General features: G+C 37.9%; 25 protein-coding genes. 9 read left to right on the top strand and 16 right to left on the bottom strand.

Annotated elements, in window-relative coordinates:
- Positions 1-141 precede the first annotated feature (141 nt).
- Positions 142-351: a DUF6462 family protein gene (locus BLP87_RS09415; protein ID WP_074462473.1), complete on the bottom strand. Its 210-nt coding sequence runs from the start codon at positions 349-351 to the stop codon at positions 142-144.
- A gap of 2 nt (positions 352-353) precedes the next feature.
- Positions 354-914 carry a hypothetical protein gene (locus BLP87_RS09410; protein ID WP_074462472.1) on the bottom strand — a complete coding sequence of 187 codons (561 nt, stop codon included), beginning with the start codon at positions 912-914 and terminating at the stop codon, positions 354-356.
- A 229-nt stretch (positions 915-1,143) separates the two neighbouring features.
- Between BLP87_RS09410 and BLP87_RS09405 the strand changes: the two genes are divergently transcribed.
- Entirely contained in the window at positions 1,144-1,458 is a 315-nt protein-coding gene (locus BLP87_RS09405; protein ID WP_176756629.1) for a hypothetical protein, read from the top strand.
- Positions 1,459-1,469: 11 nt separating this feature from the next.
- Positions 1,470-2,189 carry an endonuclease/exonuclease/phosphatase family protein gene (locus tag BLP87_RS09400; protein ID WP_074462470.1) on the top strand — a complete coding sequence of 240 codons (720 nt, stop codon included), beginning with the start codon at positions 1,470-1,472 and terminating at the stop codon, positions 2,187-2,189.
- A gap of 73 nt (positions 2,190-2,262) precedes the next feature.
- On the opposite strand, the gene BLP87_RS09395 is transcribed toward BLP87_RS09400, so the two are convergent.
- Complete coding sequence (locus tag BLP87_RS09395; RefSeq protein WP_074462469.1) at positions 2,263-2,589, bottom strand: helix-turn-helix domain-containing protein; 327 nt, start codon at positions 2,587-2,589, stop codon at positions 2,263-2,265.
- A 179-nt stretch (positions 2,590-2,768) separates the two neighbouring features.
- Entirely contained in the window at positions 2,769-2,975 is a 207-nt protein-coding gene (locus BLP87_RS09390; protein ID WP_074462468.1) for a hypothetical protein, read from the bottom strand.
- A 475-nt stretch (positions 2,976-3,450) separates the two neighbouring features.
- On the opposite strand from BLP87_RS09390, the gene BLP87_RS09380 reads away from it, so the two are divergent.
- From BLP87_RS09380 to BLP87_RS09360, 5 genes are all read left to right on the top strand, one after another.
- Positions 3,451-4,152: an XRE family transcriptional regulator gene (locus BLP87_RS09380; RefSeq protein ID WP_074462466.1), complete on the top strand. Its 702-nt coding sequence runs from the start codon at positions 3,451-3,453 to the stop codon at positions 4,150-4,152.
- Positions 4,153-4,232: 80 nt separating this feature from the next.
- Complete coding sequence (locus BLP87_RS09375; RefSeq protein WP_242871845.1) at positions 4,233-4,481, top strand: helix-turn-helix transcriptional regulator; 249 nt, start codon at positions 4,233-4,235, stop codon at positions 4,479-4,481.
- Between the two features lies 1 nt (position 4,482).
- A complete protein-coding gene (locus BLP87_RS09370) occupies positions 4,483-5,889 on the top strand; it encodes a Y-family DNA polymerase (protein WP_074462464.1) in 1,407 nt (468 codons plus the stop codon).
- Between the two features lie 38 nt (positions 5,890-5,927).
- Positions 5,928-6,185 (top strand): hypothetical protein, encoded by a 258-nt coding sequence (locus tag BLP87_RS09365; RefSeq protein WP_074462463.1) that lies wholly within the window; start codon positions 5,928-5,930, stop codon positions 6,183-6,185.
- A gap of 12 nt (positions 6,186-6,197) precedes the next feature.
- On the top strand, positions 6,198-6,824 hold the full coding sequence (locus tag BLP87_RS09360; RefSeq protein ID WP_074462462.1) for an SOS response-associated peptidase: 627 nt from the start codon (positions 6,198-6,200) through the stop codon (positions 6,822-6,824).
- A gap of 56 nt (positions 6,825-6,880) precedes the next feature.
- Here BLP87_RS09360 and BLP87_RS09355 read toward each other — a convergent pair whose 3' ends face one another.
- The 9 genes from BLP87_RS09355 to BLP87_RS09315 form a co-directional block, all read right to left on the bottom strand.
- Entirely contained in the window at positions 6,881-7,744 is an 864-nt protein-coding gene (locus tag BLP87_RS09355) for an abortive infection family protein (protein WP_074462461.1), read from the bottom strand.
- On the bottom strand, positions 7,734-8,360 hold the full coding sequence (locus tag BLP87_RS09350; protein ID WP_074462460.1) for an AbiTii domain-containing protein: 627 nt from the start codon (positions 8,358-8,360) through the stop codon (positions 7,734-7,736). Before BLP87_RS09350 ends, BLP87_RS09355 begins: the two co-directional genes overlap by 11 nt.
- Before the next feature lie 3 nt (positions 8,361-8,363).
- On the bottom strand, positions 8,364-8,984 hold the full coding sequence (locus BLP87_RS09345) for a hypothetical protein (RefSeq protein ID WP_074462459.1): 621 nt from the start codon (positions 8,982-8,984) through the stop codon (positions 8,364-8,366).
- 90 nt (positions 8,985-9,074) lie between these two features.
- Entirely contained in the window at positions 9,075-9,929 is an 855-nt protein-coding gene (locus tag BLP87_RS09340; protein WP_074462458.1) for a type II restriction endonuclease, read from the bottom strand.
- On the bottom strand, positions 9,922-10,710 hold the full coding sequence (locus BLP87_RS09335) for a DNA-methyltransferase (RefSeq protein ID WP_074462501.1): 789 nt from the start codon (positions 10,708-10,710) through the stop codon (positions 9,922-9,924). Before BLP87_RS09335 ends, BLP87_RS09340 begins: the two co-directional genes overlap by 8 nt.
- 8 nt (positions 10,711-10,718) lie before the next feature.
- Positions 10,719-11,537, bottom strand: coding sequence for a DNA adenine methylase (locus tag BLP87_RS09330; RefSeq protein WP_242871844.1), 819 nt, complete (start codon positions 11,535-11,537; stop codon positions 10,719-10,721).
- Positions 11,538-11,575: 38 nt separating this feature from the next.
- Positions 11,576-11,791 carry a helix-turn-helix domain-containing protein gene (locus BLP87_RS09325; protein ID WP_074462456.1) on the bottom strand — a complete coding sequence of 72 codons (216 nt, stop codon included), beginning with the start codon at positions 11,789-11,791 and terminating at the stop codon, positions 11,576-11,578.
- 96 nt (positions 11,792-11,887) lie between these two features.
- Positions 11,888-12,595, bottom strand: coding sequence for a TRM11 family SAM-dependent methyltransferase (locus tag BLP87_RS09320; protein WP_074462455.1), 708 nt, complete (start codon positions 12,593-12,595; stop codon positions 11,888-11,890).
- A gap of 33 nt (positions 12,596-12,628) precedes the next feature.
- Positions 12,629-12,973, bottom strand: coding sequence for a helix-turn-helix domain-containing protein (locus BLP87_RS09315; RefSeq protein WP_074462454.1), 345 nt, complete (start codon positions 12,971-12,973; stop codon positions 12,629-12,631).
- A gap of 186 nt (positions 12,974-13,159) precedes the next feature.
- On the opposite strand from BLP87_RS09315, the gene BLP87_RS09310 reads away from it, so the two are divergent.
- Together BLP87_RS09310 and BLP87_RS09305 are read left to right on the top strand one after the other, a co-directional pair.
- On the top strand, positions 13,160-13,828 hold the full coding sequence (locus tag BLP87_RS09310; protein WP_074462453.1) for a MutH/Sau3AI family endonuclease: 669 nt from the start codon (positions 13,160-13,162) through the stop codon (positions 13,826-13,828).
- Positions 13,829-13,847: 19 nt separating this feature from the next.
- The gene (locus BLP87_RS09305) at positions 13,848-14,387 is read left to right on the top strand and encodes a hypothetical protein (RefSeq protein ID WP_074462452.1); all 540 of its coding nucleotides are present in this window, start codon (positions 13,848-13,850) and stop codon (positions 14,385-14,387) included.
- A gap of 103 nt (positions 14,388-14,490) precedes the next feature.
- Here the strand turns inward: BLP87_RS09305 and BLP87_RS09300 are convergent, their stop codons facing one another.
- From BLP87_RS09300 to BLP87_RS09290, 3 genes are all read right to left on the bottom strand, one after another.
- A complete protein-coding gene (locus tag BLP87_RS09300) occupies positions 14,491-14,751 on the bottom strand; it encodes a hypothetical protein (protein WP_074462451.1) in 261 nt (86 codons plus the stop codon).
- Between the two features lie 283 nt (positions 14,752-15,034).
- Positions 15,035-16,456, bottom strand: a complete 1,422-nt coding sequence (locus tag BLP87_RS09295; RefSeq protein WP_074462450.1) for a relaxase/mobilization nuclease domain-containing protein — start codon at positions 16,454-16,456, stop codon at positions 15,035-15,037.
- Positions 16,457-16,474: 18 nt separating this feature from the next.
- Positions 16,475-16,804, bottom strand: coding sequence for a plasmid mobilization protein (locus BLP87_RS09290; protein WP_072699992.1), 330 nt, complete (start codon positions 16,802-16,804; stop codon positions 16,475-16,477).
- Between the last annotated feature and the right edge of the window lies 1 nt (position 16,805).

The raw sequence follows: 16,805 nt of genomic DNA, 5'->3' as shown, positions 1-16,805 counted from the left end.
AAAGAGGACCCTTAATGCTTAGAATTGCATAAACAAGGCATTTGCACTCTTTAATTATATGCCTGTCAGCACTAAATATCAATGAAAACCTGGCATTTCCGGTCCTCTTACATCCTTCAATTGTTTTACTGAGCTAACCAATCAGAACTCTCTGAAAGTCTCAAGGTATTTCTCAAAAAGGTCACAGTTTACAAGCACCAGCTTGTCTACTTTATAAGTAGCCTTTGCTTCTCTTGCCAAAGTTTGAAACTTTGAAAGACCCATGCTGTACTTTTTTGCACCCTCTTCATAACGAACAAACTTCTTTGCGTATAATGCTGTTTCCTCTACATCTGCTCTTCTGTATGCCATCTTTATGCTCCCCTCCTAAGTCTTGGTTCTACACGTTCAATCAGTTTATGCTTGATTCTTCCTATTTTCTTAACTGCCGACTGATAATCAATTCCCATCTCTTCTGAAAAATCTCTAAAGGTCTTAGTCCCTGAAAGGTACTCCCTAAGGATTTTCTGATCCTTTGGCTTAAGAGTCTCCATCTTACTTTGGAAAGACAGATAATCAATGCTTACTCTGTGGTAGATGGTTACTCTTTTTACCAGAGCTTCTGGATCATCCGTGTCTTCAAAGAAATCCTCATCCAGATACCCTTCATCAACTGCCTTTGCAATTGTGATATTATTGATTGCCTTATTCATGGTCGGGTTACTTGTACCCATAGACACCTGAACCCTGACTCCAAGTTCTCCATTGGCAGCTCTTCTGTTGTAGCTTTTCATGTCAATCACATCATTGATGATGTCTTCTCGATAATCTTTGATGATTGCTTTCAGGACTGAATAGTTTTCATATAGAAATTCAAATCTCTGACTCACATCACTGTCTAAGTATTTGTCAATGCTAATTGCCTCAGATTCCATGTGTACCTCCTATAGAATTTCTGAAGCATAACCGGTTAGCTTCTTGTATCTCGTTGACAAGACTTATTATAGGTTGTCACTCATTTTTAATCGTTTGCCAAAGATTGGACTTAGGGAGCAAAAAGTACAAGGACGTTGTACTTTTTTGAAGAAGGTATTTGAACAAACGCCTTAGATGATGTATTATAATCTCAAGGTGTTTGTTCAGACACCTTGGAAAGGACAAATAATGCGAGTACAGTTCACAGTAAATGATAAAGAATGGGAAAAGCTAATGGGATTTGCAAAAGAAAAAGGATATCCAGATGTGCCATCATATTGTAAAGATGCTTCTCTTAAAGAACGATCATATGCTACCATGTGGAAGACAGTCGTAAAAAAAATAAGTGAAATGCCATCAGGTACAAAATTTGCACTGAGAGATCTCATCCAAACACCTCCATCAAATCTTGGAGTTAAACTTTATAACCATCAGGAGGAGCTTAAAATCACAGTAAACGATCAAAAAGACAGTTTAAAAACAAATACATTTACAAAGATATAAGGAGTATGCTCATGCATAGAGGAATGATATGGAATATAGATAATGGCGGTACATTAGATCTTTTAACACCCAACATTGGAAATATTTCCAATGTAGTAAACACAATCCACGAAGTAAACCCTGATTTTGCCGTATTGCCTGAATATATGATCCGTTACAGCAATAATTTGATCACCAATGGACTGCGCCAAATAGGCTTCGACCATTTTTGTGTTAATAAGAATAATCAGGACAAAGACTTAAGAAAACGTGTTCTCATTGCATCAAAATACGAAATTACCGATATTTCAGATGAAGGAAATATCAATTCCTATGATCTCAGAAACTGGCGAGAAGTTCAAATCAATGACCTCAATATACATCTTCTTGCAGTAGATGTTCCTCTTGCTGAAACTAAAGATTTACAGGGTAACAAAAAAAATAACAGACATAATAAAAAGAAATTTCTTGATGCAATGCTATTAAAAGCTCAAGAAAACAAGCATAAAGAAATTTCTTTTGCTATGCTTGGGGACTTTAACTTACATCCTGATGCAGTATTCCCAGAATACCTTGAAAAGTTTAATAACGAATTGCAAGAGATTACTGATGGTAATGCCACCTGGAATGATAAAAAACTTGATTACATCTTCGTAAATGATTGTTTTATTAAAAAAATCACGACAGTATCTTCTCCAAAATCTACAGCTTACTCAGATCACTGTTATATTTATTTCGACTTTGAGGATTGATAATGACACACAAACTGCAAATGGAACAAGCTAAAAAGGTTCCACGCTTTGGAGGAACCTTTTTTCATCTATACTATTTAACTAAAGCTTCAATCTGAGTTTTAAGTATCCTTCTTATCTTGATATTTGTTATCTTCGCAAGCAATGAATTTATCTCTTTCAGATATGCATCCTCTTCCTTACCCTCAAGCCCAAGCAGATAATTTGGTGTAGTATCAAGATGCTTTGACAGCTCCACGAGCACACTTCCCTTGATATCCACCTTATCATTCTCATAAGCAGAGATTGTAGACTTAGGAATGCACATCACTTCTGCAAGCTGTTCCTGCGTCATCCCCATTCTGATCCTTGCTGCCTTAATTCTCTGTCCCAGTGTTTCTTCTTTAATAATATTCTTCATCTTCTCCCTCTTTCCGGGCTGAAACCAGAAAAGGAACAAAGAAAAAGGACGCACAATAAGACTCAGCCTTTAACTGATTTCTTATCATGCGTCCGCGGTGGGCTATACCCCCATATCATGATGCCCTCATTTAGTTGTGTTTTTTATGCACGGATCACCGCGCCTGATTTCTAATTTATTTACAGATAGCATCTGCCGGATACGTTTGCTCTCTGTACTATCTTACCCTCCGTGAAATTCTTAAGGGTAACTACTCTGGTGCACTTACGTGTGTGACACCTGATGATGATTCCATTCATGGCCGGAGCGTCCTTATCTCCGGTAAGTGCATAAGACATCTTCATAGTCTTCCTACACTTCTTGCAATAAAACTCAATTTCCTGCATATTGACCCGTCACCTCCAATTCAAAGTGTTGTCCAAAAGCTTGAAAAGGAAAGGGAAAGTCACCTTTACAAGTTATTGAGATTTTCTCGATATTAACTTTTCCGGATAAGCCGACTATAAGTCTCCGAGGTCCGAGCAGCTTATCAAAAGCCTCTGTAAGTTTTGTAACTTCATGCGCAGAAGGCCGATGCTTCATGTCCCCCTACGCATATAGACATCGTTCTCCATATATCCATTACCTCCACATTCCCCAAATATCTGGCAGCCGTTTTCCGTTTACACAGAGGTGTGTGCCGTCTGCCGTTCTCCTCTTTGCATTATCAACTATAAATCAACTATATCCAAATTTCAACGGGACTATATATCACATTTTTCAATTATACATTGATATTAGGTTTTTACTGTGGTATATTCCAAATATAAAATCAACACAGACTAATTTAGTCTGCACTTACGCAGAAATGAGGAAAACACTATGAACATCGGACAGGTCATTGCACAGAACAGAAAAAGTAAAGGCTTATCTCAGATCGATGTGGCAAAAGAGCTTGGACGATTCGACATCCATGTAGGTAATGCTGCCATAAGTGCCTGGGAAAAAGGTATAAACATGCCAACTGCGAATCAGTTCCTTGCACTGTGCCAGATACTTGAGATCAACGATATCTATACGGAGTTTATTGGGGAAAATCCAAATGATCCTTTCAGGAATCTCAATGATGACGGAATCATTAAAGTCTACGACTATATCGATCTCCTGGAAGCATCAGGAAAATACGATAAGAAGTCATCCAAGGTCATCCCTATGGAAGGACGCATAATGAAGATAGCTCTTACCTCAGCATCAGCAGGAACCGGTAATTTCCTTGATGATGAGAACTTTGATGAGATAGAGATCTTTGATCACGTACCAAGAAAGGCTTCCTTTGGAGTACATCTGGATGGTGACAGTATGGAGCCAAAATTTAAGAATGAACAGCTTGTATGGATTGAACAGACAGACTGCCTTGAATCAGGGGATTTGGGACTATTCTTTCTTGACGGTCTTACCTACTTCAAAAAATTTGTAAAAAAGGAAACCGGCACCTTCCTAGTATCACTTAATGCAAAGTATAAGCCGATTGAAGTAGGCGAATACAGCACCTTCAAGATATTTGGAAGGCTCGCTACAGATTAAGTCCAAATTATAGGACACTCCTTTATTTACAATGATACTTGTGAAATAGTCTGTATTTTTATAAGAGAGGGGTGAACATCTTGAAAGATTTAATCTATTCAAACAGAGTTTATGAACTTCGTAAAAGCTACGGAATCAGTCAGGATCAAATGGCTGCCGACCTTGATATAAGCAGGCGCACTATCAGTAAGATTGAAAACGGTGAACAGAATCCTTCACTTGATATGGTTTACAGGATTGCTGCCTATTTTAATCTTCTGATTCCTGATGTATTCCCACTGGCAAAAGAAATCCATCTTGCCTCCTGTGAGGAATGTATAAAGAAATGATATGAACAAAAGTAAGCGAACCTATATCGCTATTGATATGAAAAGCTTCTATGCATCAGTAGAATGTGTGGCAAGAGGACTTGACCCGCTTAAGGCAAATCTTCTTGTAGCAGATGCTTCGAGGTCTGACCAGACCATTTGCCTGGCTGTCTCTCCGTCACTAAAAGCTATCGGTGTACCGGGAAGACCAAGGCTCTTTGAAGCCAAGCAGGCAATAAAGAAATATGAGCAGATGCACCACACACGCGTCCTCTATATAACAGCTGTGCCACGCATGGCTGAGTATGAAAAGATATCTGCCAGGATATATGGCATTTATTTGAAATATGTAGCTCCTGAAGATGTACATGTCTACAGCATAGATGAATGCTTTATAGACTGTACGCCTTATCTGCATTTCTATGAAGAAGCTGCAAAAATGACAGGCGAATCCCCGGCTCACATCATGGCTATGACCATGATAAGGGACGTACTAAAAAATACCGGGATCACTGCAACTGTTGGTATAGGAACTAATCTCTATCTTGCCAAGGTTGCCATGGATATAGTAGCCAAGAAAGCTCAGGCAGATAAAGACGGAGTACGTATAGCAGCACTTACTGAGGATTCCTATAAATATCTGTTATGGGATCACAGACCTCTGACAGACTTCTGGCAGATAGGTAACGGAAAAGCCGGAAGACTTGAAAGAAATCATATGTACACCATGGGTGATATTGCTCAGCGTACCCAGTGGGATGAGGAATGGTTCTACAAGACCTTTGGTATTGATGCTGAAATACTTATAGACCATGCCTGGGGCATAGAGCCAGTAACCATGTATGACATCAAGCACTATAAGACAGATAATCACTCTCTTTCCAACGGCCAGGTACTTCCAAGGCCATATAAATATGAGGAAGCCTGCATTGTCCTTATGGAGATGATCGATATTCTGTGCTGTGACATGTACAAGAAAAGCCTCGTATCTTCCACCTTTACCTGGTGGATAAGCTACGACTATAAGAGCCTTGAATACTGCCCTTCCTATGATGGACGACTTTCCATCGACTGGTACGGAAGGCTGCATCCTGCTCATTCAAATGGCACTGTGCGTATGCGAGCTGCAACCAACAGTGTACAGCAGGTCACAGACCTTATCATGGCAGATGTAAAAAAGAAAAGTGATCACAGGATTCTATTCCGCAGACTTGGAATCTGTGCCTGTGATGTAAGAAATGATGAAGGAATATATCAGATGGATCTGTTTACAGATTACGATGCACTAGACAGAGAAAAAAGGCTCCATGCTGCCCTGCTTGAAGTCAGGACAAGATATGGTGCCAATGCACTTCTTAAGGGAACAAATCTCCTTGAAGGTGCAACAACTATAGAGAGAAACAAGCAGATCGGAGGTCACAGAGCTTAAAGCACAGCCTCCGGTCTGTTAAGAAACGGAGGAATCAGATGAATAGCGAAAGTTCTGTGTTAGAAATACCTTCCAATTTCAGATACAGGGATGTATTTTTAAAAGGTAAACCAAAGCATGATAAGACTGACAGCTTTTCCATAAAGCATCCGGCGATGGATCTTGGACGGAGGGCAAAGATATTCAGTCCCTTTGACGCTCTTAAAGGTTTTAATGATGAGCTCGCAAGATCCGAGAAAATAAATGAAGACTACTATGCCGATAATGGCTATGAAGAGATAGATGAATACCCATAGAAGTAAAACATTATGTGTACCAGATATGCACTGGAGAAGGATCTCCCGGAGTTAAAAGATATAATTGAAATAGCTTTACGGTCATCTCTAACCAGTAAATTTGTAGATACCCACGCAAGGCCTCTGATCACTGATGGAGAAGTTCGTCCCACAGATATAGTCCCTGTTATAGCTCCCAATGCCAAAGGAATAAAAAGTGTATTTCCAATGCAATGGGGATTTATGGCAAGAGACGGTAAACGGAGCCTCTTTAACGCAAGAGTTGAATCTGCCATGGAAAAGCCCACCTTCAAGGATGCCTGGAAATCCCACAGATGCATCATCCCAGCTTCTTATTATTTTGAGTGGGAGCATTTTAAAAGTGCAGATGGCAAGACAAAAACCGGTGATAAATATGCCATCCAGCCAAGAGGCTGTACTGTAACCTGGCTCTGTGGGCTTTACAGAATTGAAGAGGGCTATCCGGTATTTGTAGTCCTTACAAAAGAACCTACCGCAGAGCTATCTAAAATCCATGACAGGATGCCACTTATGCTACCTATAGAAAAAATAGATGAATGGATAAGCCCTGCATCAAATCCGGATGAAATTGTACCGTTTGCTTTGTCAGATATGGTTATGGAAAAAGCTGAAATTTAGTTCTTCAGCTTTTTATGCTATCCACCAGGTTCCATCCTGCCCTTGATATAACGACCCTATTTCTTCTGAAAGGATAATAAGTACTCACAAAATGTCATTGCTGCGTTCATAGCCAGCCTAGCTTCACGTTCCTTTACTGCTATGCGGCTACTTCCAACCCCATGAGCATCACTGTTGACATTTCTCATATTACCAATTGCTTCGACTATCTTTTCAAGACCAGAAAGCAATGAATTTACTCTTCCATCATAATTCTTACTTTGCTGCATATTAAAAAGATTTTTTACTTGGTTATACAGCTTATTAATGTCCCCTCTTGACTCTATTGGTTGATTCCTCTTTTCCAATATAAATATAAGGACTTCTTCCATAAGCGTTCGCGATTTAGTTATTACATTGTCATAATTTCCTTGTAGGATTTCATTTTTACATCTATTTGGCAGTTCTCTAACATACGAAAGATCAATTCTGCTAATATTAGGAGAAGCTACTTCTACTTTCTGATTAATATCTGTTATATAAAAATGTCCACCTACAAACTGTAGTTCATGCCTCCCCAATGCAAGCTTAGCATTTATTTTATCAATTGCAGCATTACATATTTCTTGATGTCTGTTAGTTACTTCTTCTGAACTTCCATAACTTTCCAATTGATAAAACCTTGCCAAGTCGAACATATAACACAAAAGCTCATCGCACCTATCTTGTTTAATCATGCAATCCATAAGGTTTTCAAGGTATGTCCATCTACTTGCCCCATATTCCTGATGCAACCCAAAATTGTCACTCAGCTCACATAGATGTGTTCCCTTTAAATATGGCATTCTAAAGGTATCATCGTTGCCGTCTCCCAATAGTTCATCACCATCTAATATTGCGTAGATATCTTTACGTTTCAACAAATTCCAATCATTTTCCATTTTTGCTTCCTTGTTCAATCCGCGTATTATCTGCATTAGCATAAAAATTATTAGTATAATTGTTTATTACAGCAGACTTTGCAGCCACTTCCTTCTCTTCATTAGTGAAGTTCAAACCCTCGCCAACGATTCCGTTTTCTTCCAACAGTAATGCCCATTCCAATATCTTATTTCTTACGGCACTTATTATTTTATGCATTTCTGTTTTGGTTGTATGAAAGCTATATTGCGTAATAAAACCATCTGTATTTTTGTTAAAGAAATCTTGAATTGCACCCGGAACCGTTAACATTAACGAGCCATCACTCTCTTTGTATGAATCAGCAATAGTTGCTATTGGGATTTTCAGCGGCATTCTACTTGCAACATCTGCCAGCTCGCCCTGCATAACAACTGGCATCCAACCACGATATGGATTCCAAGCTCTTATCTGCCCCGAAATAGTTCTGTAATCTGGTATTTCTCCACTGTAGCCATTTTGCTCGTTTGAAATCCATTGTTCAAAATCTTTTAACTTCAGCTTGCACGCCACAAGATAAGCCTTCCTTAATAACGTTTCAATATCTACTGAATCATCCAATGCCTCAGCCTGGAGTTGTAATACAATTCCCTCCATAAATCACCTCAACAATCTTGTTGCTATTTCAATTATTCCTGCTGCAATTAATCCACCGCCTGCATTAACTGATAAGTCTCGAATATAACTTACAGTCTTTTTTACACAAGAAACATTGGCATTTCTTAAATCTGTCTGTGCCAGATCTTTACAATTCTTTCTTAAATCATCGGCTGCATCGCCATATTCAGACTCCAACACAGCATCGTATTTATTTACAGTCTGTACTAGCTGCCTTACAAGTGAATTAAAGTCTTCACCGTTCATCTTTTGAAATGAATCCACAGTTCCCTGTTGTATCTGAACATTAGTAGCTGCTCCATAAAAATTATTTACATAAGAAGATGAATGAGCAGCTAAATTATCATTTGAATCCTTTTCTTCAAAGTAAGAAACTCCATTACTCAGCAACATCAAAACTGCCGGGTAATCATCATACCAGCTGACTAAAATCATTCCAGCTTCTCGTAGTTCCTTGAAAAGACTTCTGATAATTGCATCCTCAGAAACCGAATACTCTTCAAATCTGTCTTTCCAATAGTTGGTATCACAATCGCCATTTTCTAATCTATGCTCTAATATTTCTTCAAGTAATACTTCAGCTTTCTTTGTCAATTGCTTCATATATCATTCCACCTCTAGTGCTTTAAACACAACAGCATCAGCACTCTAATAGTACACCACCCTCATATTGCTTAACACACGTGTGTGGTATTATCTGAAGAGTTTATCAAATACTGCATTTTCCATATCTGCGATATTATATAAATGTTCCATGGTCTCAAATGTTTCCTTAAGATTTCTTCTCGCTGACTTCCATCCGCCACCATCAGTAATCCATACAAACTCGACACCTTGTACCTGCTTTGCCTCTTCAGCAATCATCTTATAACTTCTTGCAGTTTCATTTAATTTCGAACCGCCCCCTGAGTAAAAATTGGTTTCAATCACATATATTTTTTTAGCCGTCTTAACTACAAAATCCCATCTTTTTGTTGTAGTCCCCTCAGCTGATATCGCAGAAAGGTTTGCTCCCCATTTTTTCTCAATATCTGTCAGATACATTTCTTTATAGTATTCTGCACCAGTTTTCTTGATATATTTTTCTACCAGATCTTCCATTTGATGCCCACCACGGTTTTTCCTGCCATTACTATCCAAACCAGTTTCTACTCCAGTCGCATAGTCATACAAGTTTCCAATAATATGATTTGAGATCAAATCCAAGAGACCTGTTTTTTTCATAAATGTGATATACTGTTCGATCGAACAGCTTTTAAAATCGACATTGCTAAAATCATATAAAAATGCACCTTCTTCATCTTGTGCATATATTTCATTTTCTCTTACAGCCAAGAGAATGGGAATGGCTTTCATAACATTGGGATATTTCCTAAGCAATTCTTTACATTCTACATCAACATTTTTAGAGCCAATAAGCGAGTTCAAAATATTAAGTTCCACCTTGATTGCATCAACGTTGGCATATACTTTATCAAAATCCACATAGTATGAATATCCGTTGATACTCTTACGCATTTTACTCAACCATTCTTCAAAATCACGCATAACATTCTCCTATAATTCTATTCTTCGATAATTCAATATATTCTTTAGAGTTATCTATTCCGACAAAGTTTCTTCCTAACTTTATTGCGGCAACACCTGTTGATGAACTTCCGCAAAAAGGATCCAAAACCAAATCCCCTTCATTCGTTGATGCCAAAATAATTCTTTCTAACAAATATAAAGGCTTTTGGGTAGGGTGTTTTCCATACTTTTTCTCTTTGGGTGATGTTAAACTTCCTGTCCATACATCCTTCATTTGCTTCCCACCGTTTTCTTCTTTCATAACTTCATAATTAAATAGATGCTTACTCTTTTTATCTGCCTTCTGAGCCCAAAGTATAGTTTCTGTGCTATGAGTAAAGCATCTACATGCTAAATTTGGTGGAGGATTAGTTTTTTGCCATGTAATATTATTAATAATCTTATACCCCTCTTGCTCCAATGCCATTCCGACACTGTAAATATTATGAAGGGTTCCGCTTATCCAAATTGAACCATTTGGCTTTAATACCCTTTTACATTCACGGAGCCATCTTCTATTGAAGTCATGCTTTTCATCAAAAGAATTCACCTTATCCCAATCACCTTTATTAACCGAAACCATCTTCCCACCTTGGCAAGTAATTCCATCATTGCTAAGAAAGTAAGGAGGATCTGCAAAAATCATATCAAAAGTGTTTTCTGGGATTTGGTTTAATGCATCAAAAACATCACTAAGGACTAACATTGTCTCATCTGTTTCATAGTATGATTCTAAACAGTCCAAACACAAATCTTTCATATGTTCCATCAGTAATTTGTGATAATTACTTCTTTCCCCTTTCTCCCATCTGCATTTCTATTAATCATACGCGCCACATCAGTCTCATAAATATTAAATCCTTCATATAATTCATGGACCAGCGGAACATTATTATTGCTCAGCATAACCATTGCCCCACGTTCAGACAATTTTCTAAACAATCTTGATAGTCTTACATGGTCTTCGTATTCAAAACCAGTTTTTGTATAGTCTGTAAAATTAGCAGTGTCACTTTCAGGCACATATGGAGAATCAAAGTATACAAAATCTCCAGTACCAACACCCTCACACCCTGCCTCAAAATCCCCTTCAAGAATTGTCACATCGTTGTTCCTCAAATAATCACTGATTTCCCTAAGATTATCTTCCGAAATAGAATCACCACTCTGTTTATTATTCCATGGAACATTAAAACTACCTTTCTTGTTTACTCTGTATAATCCATTAAAGCAGTGTTTGTTAATCCAAATTGTAAGCGCAGCGCATTCTACATCTTGTACATTGCCAGATATTTTCCTATTATATGCCTCTCTCATTTCATAATATCTTTCTTTTGTACAAGGAACAGCATCAAACTCATGTACTATAGATATCAAATCCTCCACACCATCTCTTATTTGTCTATATACATTTAACAACTGAATATTACAGTCGTTAATTATTGCGCGTTCTGGACTAACGTCCAATAATAAAGCCCCTCCTCCTATGAATGGCTCAAAATACCTATTGTATTCTTCAGGCATACGGCATTCCAACCTATCAAGAAGTTGTGTCTTTCCTCCTGCCCACTTAACTACTGGTTTCATATCTGTTTCCTCCATCTTGCATTATTCTATCATTGGTATTATTCTTTATTTTCTTCACAGACAACTTCTGCTATGTCTCCAATATCACATTCTAAAGCAGAACATATTTTTACCAATATATCCGTCGTTACATTCTCATTCTTCCCAAGCTTCGCCATTGACGCATGACTTATTCCGGCGGCATCACATAAATCTTTCTTCTTCATATCTAAATCGATTAATTTTTTCCACAGTTTCTTATAACAAATAACCATGTTCATCTCCAACGCCAATACTCTAGCTGTATTATTCAGCCCACACCAACTTCAAGTATTAGATTACAGCATAAATTCACCGAATGCAACAAAAAATCAGCGTTCGCTGATTTTTTCAAGAACAAATATATATTCATGCGCTAGTAAATAAAAGCTTCTTTTTTTCCTCTCCCAGTATGCGGTGCTTCTACAATTATGCTGCTCCTTGATAATTATTTCTTTCAGCTTAAAGCCATTATCAATAAATATTTGCATAGCATCCATTCCAAGCGGTCTGACATATCCATGCTCTCTTATATCTCCAATCATAAAAGCACAAATACGGTTTTTCTTCAAAACACGATTTGCTTCGGAAGCAACCTTATTCATTGAAGCCAAAAAGTCATCATACTTTAGCAATGAAATATCACCTAAAATACCTGAACTATATTTTATGATATCAGCATAAGGTGGATGAGTACATATCATATCAATACTATTATCTTTTATAAAATCTAAATTCTCAGCAGTCCCTTCCTTTAAGACTATTCTAGATTTACTATCTGACTCAAATTTAAGATTATTCTCTGATAGCAATAACGCATTTGTATTTATATCTACACCTATGGCATTTCGATTTAAAAGCTTCGCTTCCACCAATGATGTTCCGCTTCCCACAAATTGATCAAGAACCCAATCACCTTCTTTAGAATATTTTAATAATAGATTTCTGGGAACATATGGTGACCAATTTCCTCTGTATTTTCCAGAATGTGTAGCCCATTCTCCTCTATCTGGAAATGACCAAATAGTAGTTTTTTCCATTTTAAAATCTATTGGCTGAGTTATTATACCTCTTCACCCCTTTCTCTTCTTAAGCTTTATATCAATAATATCTAATACTTCCTGTTTATCGCCATCACTCAAATGCAAAAACTTCTCCTGCATTGTAATCAATTGCAAATATTTGCTTAATCTTCTTTTGGTAGCCTCATCATTATCTGCACTGTATTCCAACAACACATCTGGATCAACCTTATATAAACTTGCAAATTTAACTAATTCATCAGTACTTACTTTTCTCTTTCCGGATTCAATTGAACTTAATGTAACCCTAAGCATTCCAACTTTGTTAGCCGCGTCTTCTTGTCGTATACCTGCTGCCTTGCGAGCTTTTTTCAAATTCTCTCCGATATCTGCCATATTGTTCTCCTGTCCAATTTCAATCTTGTATTAAAAAATATAACACTCCGTCCTTTAAATGTAAATGTTTTCCTACATATTTATTTATAAAGGTTGTTAATTCTTACATTCGTTGATTTTTCCTGTTGCTAACAATTATCGTATTTCTATGGAATGAATTTATTAGATGTATGGAGGTTATATCTTATGTATTTACAGGAAGCTGAAGAAAAAATAAAAAAACTGTCTGACATTCCTTTTTCAAAACTTTTTTCAGAGGATGATATCCAGTCAATTATCATCAACAAGGGAAAAACTGGTCAGTTGCTCGAACTAGCCCTTGGAAAAAAACTTGATAGTTCTAATTTAGATTTTGATGATGGGGAATTAAAAACCAATAAGTGCGATGCTTATGGCGAACCAAAAGAGACCGTTTTCGTTACTCAGATTAGCAGCATTATAGACGAACTATTGATGGAAAAAACTTTTGAGGAAACCCACCTATATGAAAAAATAAGCAATCTTCTATACGTACCCGTTTGTAAAGATGGAGATCCTCATTCTTGGAAATTCTTCATGCCAATTCACATCGATTTAGACCGGCCAGAGTTTTCTGACCTGATGAATATTTGGAGAGAAGATTACTACAGCATATGTAGGCAACTAAAGAATCATGTTGAAACAAGCCCTGATGGTTTTATACACACATCTAACGGTAAGCATTTACAAGTTAGAAGCAAAGATAGCAGACGAAGTGATGGTTCATATAATGCAATTTATTCAGAAATTTATGGTAGATATGTTTCAAACAAAAACCATGCCTTCTATTTCCAGCGCCAGTTTGTCTTTGATATTAGAAAAATGATGGGTATCTAAATCTTCGAAAGGAGCTTTTATGGGTTCACATGAAGTTTATTACACATTACCAGCAGGCGATCGGGTTATAAAACGTAAAGCCCTTATTTCCAAAATGCTCGAGGAAGAATGTGGCACTGGAACAGGGGATAATTGTTCACGATACACATATTTCGTTGAATCTTATAAAGAATACGGGATCTATCTAAAAAGGCCCACTCAGCTGAACAAAGGTTTTGACTTCACCGTTAATGTGAGTGGTATGTGGTTCAAAAAGAATAGAAGATATTCGAATCCTAGCCATCAGGATATTTTTGATGTGTTAATTGAGTGCAAATCAAAATATCCTGAAGAATACGATGCTGTGAAATCAATAATTGCTAAGATCTATAGATGTGAAGACATTGACTTAACTACTCCATTAGGTATCTTCTTCCATGACTTTGAAGGGATTGAACGCCCTATTGAAATTATACTATTGTCAGTAAAGTGGCTTTTCATGGAACAAGACTGTGCTTACTGGAACTACTCAGGAAGAAAAATGCTTTATTCTGGGCTATTGGAGCAAGGTTTAGTTTAGATTTATGTCAAGTAATAGAACCTCCACATATGGTGTGGAGGTTCTATTGTAATTGATACAATATATAAGAGTACTCATAAAGATCCTTATAATCATTATTGTTCTATCGAAGCGCATTCCTCAGCTCATCTTCTGAATATCCAAACATATAATCCTCATCCATACCATTAGACATCCAGATATCAGCAGCATCCCAAACACTTAGTCTTTCACCTGAACCATAATTTCTACTGCTTCGACATTCCTTGCACCATGATTGTGGCTTTGTATGGCCATATCTAAATCCAAATATTTCCTCAATTTCGTCATCACCATGTGCTACTATTCCGCAATTTGGACATTCCGCATAACTTCCATGTGGCATAATTTAAACCTCCCTTAGTTGTTCAGAAAAGATAAACGTTATTTGTGTACGTTATAACTAATTATATCATCAATGCATGATTTATAAATGTTTTTCATTTTCGCAAGCAGGGCACCGAGGACCCTCGATGCGTTTTTGCTTGTTGGTGGTCATTCCCCCAATCCCCCTGAACCTCGTTTTCACTCGGAGCTACGCATCAACAAAGTTGACGCTGACAGAACTTCTCATAACGCAAAAAAGAGGGAGACTCCATTGTGTCCTCACAATGAAATCTCCCTCAGTCTTATAGAGTCTGTTCAGTTGTCTTTTGCTTTTCGTCCTGCTCTTTCGACTGCTCAGATTTGAGCAGTCGGTCTACATTATACTTTGCAGTCTGTAGATCCTTCATATCCTGCTTCGCCTGCCGGTACTCGGCATAGGTCTTTTTCTTTTCCTGAAGGACTTCGCTGTATTCCTGATTCAGTTCTTTGATCTTAGGAAGTTTACCCTCGATCTTGGAGAAAGCTTCCTTAGCAGCTTTACAAAGAGTGATAGCCTCCCTGTGCTCTTCAAAGACCTTTTTGCTATAACCGCTCTTGCGATATTCAGCATAAGTGTCCTTAGTCTTGGAATAGTTTATAATATGCTTTTTCAGCGCAGCTATCTCAACAAGCCTTGCCTCAAGAGCTTTCTGCTTCTCAGTAATTTCTCCAAATCTCTCGGAGGCTGCCCTGGCTTTTTCTGAGAGTTCATCATAATCTCTGAGACCATGTTCTTCCAGAAAAAGAAGCGTCTGTGCCATCTGCTTTATGTTATGAACCTTAGCCCAGCGTTCATAGCCTGGTCCTTTTCCCTTGGCAATCATAGCCTGAATATCAAGAAGCATATCCACCTTTGGCTCAGGTTTAACATAAACATTTTCGTCAGTACGCTGTTGCTTCGGATCAGGTGTAAATGCACTTTCCCCGGAAAAGACTTTCTCCAAATCCTCTTCTCTATAGCCTGCTCCAAGAGAGCGCATTCGTAAAAACTTCTTTTGATCTCTACCCTTAAGAGAAACATATTTACCGCGTTTTATTTCGTATCCCATTTCCTGAAGAAGCTTTATAAGCTCTTCCATATCTTTGGGCTTTTGCTCCATACAGATATCAATGGACTCACGGATTTCTTCACGGTAGCTTTTCCGCTGAGGATAAACAGTGCGCTTGCTTCGTTCACTTGGTTTCCTCGGAGTAATGACAGAGAGACCATTTTCAAGGCATACGATGTCGCTGACTTTATGGAGTGCTATTCCTGATAAATGAAAATCTCTGAATTTTCTGTTACAGTCAAGATTCGTGGAATTATATATGATGTGGTTATGAATATGCGCTTTATCTACATGTGTAGCGACTATAAAAGCATGTCTCCCCTTAGTCCAGCGCATAGCCGTTTCATATCCGATTCTGTTGGCTTCCTCCGGTGTGATTTCTCCGGTTTTAAAAGCCTGCCTTATCTGATATGCAATCACATCATTATTATTTTCTCTGCCGGTATTATGCTGATATTCTCTTTTGGCAAGAGCGAACTGCTCCTCCACAAGCTTAGGATCACACTCATAGCTGCTGACCAGAATACCACCATCTGTCTTCTCAGGATTCTGAGCATAATCCGTTCTGTCCTTCAGGCACTGCTGAATGGATTTTCCTTTATTCATATGCATGGCTATAAGTCTGGTAGCAGCTATAAGTCATCACCTCTTTTCTTAAATCGTAGCAAGCCTCTGTAATATTTCTTTCATAAGAATCCAAAGTTCTTCCTGCTGTCTCTGAACATCTTTGATATCTTCCAGATATATGCTGCCAGTTTCATTGGCTCTTTTTGCATATTGGTTGATGTTATTGGCGTTGATGCGAAGGAGGCGTGATACCTCCTTCACATCACTAAGATCCAGCTTTATAACATAACCATCAATCGCCATTTTTCTGATATAGGCAGACATGTTTCTGATACCGGCTTCTTCCATACGCTTTCTTATTTTTTCCTTATCTCCGGGCTTTATCCATACCCGGATTCTGTCCGTATACTCACGCATA

The sequence above is a fragment of the Butyrivibrio hungatei genome (assembly GCF_900101605.1).
Classification (GTDB): Bacteria; Bacillota; Clostridia; order Lachnospirales; family Lachnospiraceae; genus Butyrivibrio; species Butyrivibrio hungatei_B.
The sequence above is the reverse complement of the archived record's forward strand: the minus strand, read 5'-3'. Positions and strand labels throughout refer to the sequence as shown.